Raw genomic sequence first — 4809 nt, 5'->3', positions numbered from 1 at the left:
GGGTTCGCCGCCCACGTCGGCTACCCCCGCGCCGGACGCCCCCGCGGCCTCGCCGCCCGCGTCCGCGGGTCCCACCGGTACCGCCGGTTCGTCGCCTGGGTCGTCTTCTTCCGCGTCCGCGGCCTCTCCCGCTTCTGCGGGTTCCACCGGCACCGCCGCTTCGCCGCCCGCGTCATCTTCTCCCGCGTCCGCGGGCTCTGCCGGTTCGTCGGCCAGGCCGGGTTCTCCGGCGCCGGGCGCTTCCGCGTCGGTGGCTCCTCCGGCTTCTGCCGGGACGCCGCCGCGCGGACCCGGCCGCCCCGGCCAGGAGCCGCTCTCCCGCCCTTCCCGGGACACCGAGACCCACGGCAGCGCCACCGAGTCCTCCCGCGCCGCCGCGCCGCACGATGCCGCCCCGCGTGAGCCAGGTGCCCGCGGTCCCGCCCGGCGGCAGCCGGGGCCTGGGGCATTCGGCGGGCGTGATGCCGCCACCGATGATCCCGGCGTTCCCGGTTCCGGCCTGCGGGACTCCGGGCCCGAGGGCGCCGGGCGCAAGATCGGCTCCGATGCCTCCTCGCGTGATTCCGGCCCGCGTGATCGTGCCGCGGCCGAGGGCCCCCAGGGCGGCGCGTCGGTGTCCGGCACCCCCGTCTCCTGGTTCAGCCCGCCGGAGTCCGCCCCGGGCGAGGCTCCCGCACCTGGCGCACCTGGCCAGAAGGACGCCGGCTCCGCCCGGGACAAGGCCGCCTCCGCCGAGGGCTCCGCGCCGGCTCAGAGGGGCGCAGGGGCCTCCGAGGCCGGCCGGAACGGGACGGATGACGCCTCCGCGCCCGCGAAGGGCAAGGCCGGGAAGGGAGACGCGCCCGCGATCGGGGGTGAGCCCCGGGTGGTCGCCGATGACGCCACGCGGGTCGTGGTGACCGTGGACGAGGAGAACTCCGACCCCGGCCACCGTCCCTCGCCCGCCCCCGCGCAGAGCGTGAAGGTCATCTCCGGTACCAAGCGGTTCCACACCACCGGCTGCCCTCTCCTGCGCGCCGCCACCGACGACGTGGTCGAGACGATGCCCAGGGCCAGGGCCGAGGCCGCCGGTTTCACCCACTGCTCGGTCTGCGGTACGACCGCCTGAACGCCCGAAGGGGGTGTGCGAGCCCGCCGGGCGCGCACACCCCCTTCGCGTGTCTAGCCCGTGACGCGGCGGAGCTGGAAGCTCAGCCCCAGGTCGGCGTCGCTGTGCGTGGGCAGCCCCGGCTCGGTGCCCTCGGTGAACGCGCCGGCCAGCACCTCATCGGCCACCGTGTTCGCGTGGGCCCGCATGGCCTGCGCCACCTCAGGGACGCTCGCCGCCCACCACAGTTCGATCCGGTCGGTGATGGAAAGGCCGGAGGACTTGCGCGCCTCCTGGATGAGGCGCACCGCCTCGCGGGCCAGCCCGGCGAGCCGGAGCTCGTCGGTGATGGCCAGGTCGAGCGCCACGGTCTCGCCGGTGCCGGTCTCGATCGCGCCCGTCTCGACCGCCCAGCCGGAGCGCGGCTGCTCGGTGACGATCACGTCGTCCGGGCCGAGTTCCACCTCGCCGATCTCCTCCACCTGGACCGTCGCGGTGCCGCCCCCGCGCAGCGCGCCGGCCAGCGCGACCGGGTCGGCCGCCGTGATGGCCGCGGCGACCAGCTTGGTGCGCCCGCCGTACCGCTTGCCCAGGGCACGGAAGTTCGGCTTGACGGTGAAGGACACCAGGTCGGCGGAGAAGCCCGACAAATCCTCCAGCTTCAGGACGTTCAACTCGTCGGCGATCAGCGCCCGCAGCTCGCCGGGCAGGCTCGACCACCCGGGCGCGCCCACGAGGGCCCGCCCAAGGGGCTGACGCGTCTTCACACCGGAGGAGGCCCGCGCCGAGCGGCCCAGCTCCACCAGCCGCCGCACGAGCGCCATACGCTCGCTCAGGGCCGTGTCGAGCAGGCTCTCGTCGACCTCCGGCCAGGTGCTCAGGTGCACCGACGACGGGGCGTCCGAAGCGCGCAGGACCTCCCACACGTGATCGGTAAGGAACGGCGTGATCGGCGCCATCAGCCGGGTCACCGTCTCCAGGCACTCGTACAGCGTGGCGAAGGCCGCTTGCTCGCCCGCCCAGAACCGGCGGCGCGAGCGCCGGACGTACCAGTTGGACAGGTCGTCCAGGAACGCGGCCAGCCTGCGCCCGGCGCGCGCGGTGTCGTAGCTCTCCATGGAGGCGGTGACCTCGGCGACCGTGCGGTGCAGCTCGGCCAGCGCCCAGCGGTCGAGCAGCGGACGCTCCTCCGGCGGTGGCGCGGACGCGAGCGCGGCCGGCGACCACGACTCGGCGTTGGCGTACAGCACGAAGAACGACGCCGTGTTCCAGTAGGTCAGCAGGACCTTGCGGACGATCTCCTCCAGCGCGGTGTGCCCGACCCGGCGCGCCGCCCACGGCGAGCCCGAGCATGCCATGAACCAGCGCAGGGCGTCCGCGCCGTGCTGGTCCATCAGCGGGATGGGCTCCAGCACGTTGCCCAGGTGCTTGCTCATCTTGCGGCCGTCCTCGGCCAGGATCAGGCCGAGGCACAGCACGTTCTCGTAGGAGGAGCGGCCGAAGACCAGCGTGCCGACCGCCATCAGCGAGTAGAACCACCCCCGCGTCTGGTCGGTCGCCTCACAGATGAACTGCGCCGGGTAGGCGCGCTCGAACGCCTCCTTGTTCAGGTGCGGCGCGCCCCACTGGGCGAACGGCATCGAACCGGAGTCGTACCAGGCGTCGATCACGTCGGGCACCCGGCGCGCCTCGGACCCGCAGGTGGGGCAGTCGAACGTCACATCGTCCACGTAGGGCCGGTGCGGATCGAGCGCGGACAGGTCGCGCCCGGCGTGCCTCCCCAGCTCGGCCAGCGACCCGACGCAGGTCACGTGCGACTCGTCGGCGGTGCACACCCAAAGCGGCAGCGGAGTGCCCCAGTAGCGCGAGCGCGACAACGCCCAGTCGACGTTGTTGCGCAGCCACTCGCCGAACCGGCCCCACTTGATCGTCTCGGGGTACCAGGCGGTCTTCTCGTTCTCCGCGAGCAACTGCTCCTTGATCGCGGTGGTGCGGATGTACCAGGACGGCAGCGCGTAGTACAGCAGCGGCGTGTGGCAGCGCCAGCAGTGCGGGTAGCTGTGCTCGAAGTGCCCGCCGCGGAACAGCAGGCCGCGCTCGCGCAGGTCCGTGCTGAGCGCCTCGTCGGCGTCCTTGAAGAACTCGCCGCCGACCATCGGCACGCCGGGCAGGAACCGCCCGTCGGGGCCGATCGGGTTGACCACCGGCAGGCCGTACCGCTTGCAGATGGTCATGTCGTCCGCGCCGAAGGCGGGGGCCTGGTGGACCAGGCCGGTGCCGTCCTCGACGGTGACGTAGTCGGCCAGTACGACGTAGTGCGCGCCGGGGATGTCCACCAGCTCGAACGGCCGGGCGTACGTCGTGTGCTCAAGGTCGGCGCCGGCGAAGGTGGCGACCACCTCGGCGTCCTCGCCGAGCACGGAGGCGGCCAGCGGCTCGGCCACGACCAGCGTCTCGTCCCGGCCGGCCGGGCGCGCGGCCACATAGGTGACGTCGGGCCGTACCGCGACGGCGGTGTTGGACACCAGCGTCCACGGCGTGGTCGTCCAGATCAGCAGGTCGGCCCCCAGCTCGGCCAGCGGCCCGGAGGTCGCTTGCAGCCGCACGTAGACCGACGGGCTGGTGACCGTCTCGTACCCGCCGGGCTGGCCCAGCTCGTGATCGGACAGGCCGGTGCCGCAGCGCGGGCAGTACGGCGTGATGCGGAAGTCGCGGAACAGCAGGTCCTTGTCCCAGATGGTCTTCAGCGACCACCAGACGGACTCGATGTAGGAGGAGTCCATCGTGCGGTACGCCTGGGAGGTGTCCACCCAGAAGCCCATCCGCTCGGTCATCGTCTCGAAGGCGTCCACGTGCCGCAGCACCGACTCACGGCAGCGGGCGTTGAACTCGGCGATGCCGTACGCCTCGATCTCGGGCTTGCCGGACAGGCCCAGCTCCCGCTCCACGGCGACCTCCACGGGCAGGCCGTGGCAGTCCCAGCCGGCCTTGCGCGGCACGCTGTAGCCGCGCATCGACCGGTAGCGGGGGAAGACGTCCTTGAAGACGCGGGCCTCGACGTGGTGGACGCCGGGGCGGCCGTTGGCGGTGGGCGGGCCCTCGTAGAAGACCCACGCCGGGCCGGTCGCGGTCTGCTCTACCGAGCGCTCGAAGACCTTGCCGTCCCGCCAGCGGTCCAGGATCTCGTGCTCCAGGGCGGGCAGATCCACCTGGGCGGGCAGTGAACGGAAATGGTGTGCTGACATCGGGATGGGGCCTCCACGCGGTGACGGGCCGTCGATCATGCTTGCCTCGCGTGGAGGGACGAAGCGCGGGGCTCCGCGGTACCACCCTCCTTGGCCCCCGGCGGGCGGGGACCCTCTCGTCGTGCCCGCTGCCGGTTCTACTGGACCCGCGCGCGGCGGGCCGTTCTTCCGGCGGCTCAGGGGTGATCTTCGATCCGGCTCTCGCCCCGGACTCACACCGTCTCCGGGTCGCTCGTGCGAGGGGTGCTCGGATCTACTCGTCCCCGTCAGCGCCTTGCAGGGCGGTCGGGGCGCGCGCCTGCGACGGTACGCGCTCCCGGCTAAAACGATAACGCACCAGGGGAGTGCGGTGCTTCCCGGTTCATCGGCGCGGGCTTCCCGGTTTGCACGCGGAGCCCCCTCGGCTCTGCCAAGGCAGGCGTAGAGGCGCGGCGTATTGGGAAGGACGTGGCGGATCGGGGTGGGATGCTACGGGAG

At 73.0% G+C, this 4809-nt stretch carries 3 protein-coding genes; 2 read left to right on the top strand and 1 reads right to left on the bottom strand.

Going from position 1 to position 4809, the window contains the following annotated elements:
- Together C1I98_RS42110 and C1I98_RS35240 are read left to right on the top strand one after the other, a co-directional pair.
- Positions 1-402, top strand: a 402-nt coding sequence (locus C1I98_RS42110; RefSeq protein WP_158558312.1) for a hypothetical protein, incomplete at its 5' end; no start/stop codon positions are given.
- A gap of 211 nt (positions 403-613) precedes the next feature.
- On the top strand, positions 614-1108 hold the full coding sequence (locus tag C1I98_RS35240; RefSeq protein ID WP_111171646.1) for a hypothetical protein: 495 nt from the start codon (positions 614-616) through the stop codon (positions 1106-1108).
- A 53-nt stretch (positions 1109-1161) separates the two neighbouring features.
- Here the strand turns inward: C1I98_RS35240 and ileS are convergent, their stop codons facing one another.
- Positions 1162-4332 (bottom strand): isoleucine--tRNA ligase, encoded by a 3171-nt coding sequence (gene ileS, locus C1I98_RS35235; protein WP_111171645.1) that lies wholly within the window; start codon positions 4330-4332, stop codon positions 1162-1164.
- Positions 4333-4809 lie beyond the last annotated feature (477 nt).

The sequence above is a fragment of the Spongiactinospora gelatinilytica genome (assembly GCF_003236385.1).
Classification (GTDB): Bacteria; Actinomycetota; Actinomycetes; order Streptosporangiales; family Streptosporangiaceae; genus Spongiactinospora; species Spongiactinospora gelatinilytica.
This window is presented reverse-complemented; position numbering and strand designations above follow the sequence as displayed.